This is a genomic window from Saccharothrix sp. ST-888 (genome assembly GCF_000955975.1).
Lineage (GTDB): Bacteria > Actinomycetota > Actinomycetes > Streptomycetales > Streptomycetaceae > Kitasatospora.
This window is the reverse complement of sequence record NZ_JYJF01000473.1, coordinates 1-376: the sequence shown is the minus strand read 5'-3', so window position 1 is coordinate 376 and position 376 is coordinate 1. Positions and strand designations below refer to the sequence as shown.

Sequence of the window (376 nt, the reverse complement as noted above, 5' to 3'; positions counted from 1 at the left end):
CCAGGACCCGTACACGTCGCTGAATCCGCGGATGACGGTGGGTGACATCATCGGGGAGCCGTTCGAGATCCATCCGGAGGTGGCGCCGAAGGGCGACCGACGCAGGGCGGTTCAGGATCTGCTGGACGGGGTGGGCCCCAACCCGGAGTACATCAAGCGGTATCCGCACCCGTTCTCGGGCGGTCAGAGCCAGCGGACCGGTATCGCGCGCGGTCTGGCGTGCAAGCGGGAAGTGATCATATGTGAGGACACGGTGCCTTCCCGGTAGGTGGCGGTCGCGTAGCCGGTCAGCTACACGGGTGAGGAGATCTCGCGGCTGAGGGGTGCGGCGTTGAAGGCGGTGCGCCGGAACATCCAGATGGTGTTCCAGGACCCG

At 66.5% G+C, this 376-nt stretch carries 1 pseudogene; it reads left to right on the top strand.

Going from position 1 to position 376, the window contains the following annotated elements:
• Nucleotides 1-256, top strand: a pseudogene (locus tag UK12_RS33520) (ATP-binding cassette domain-containing protein); the annotation flags it as partial.
• Between the last annotated feature and the right edge of the window lie 120 nt (nucleotides 257-376).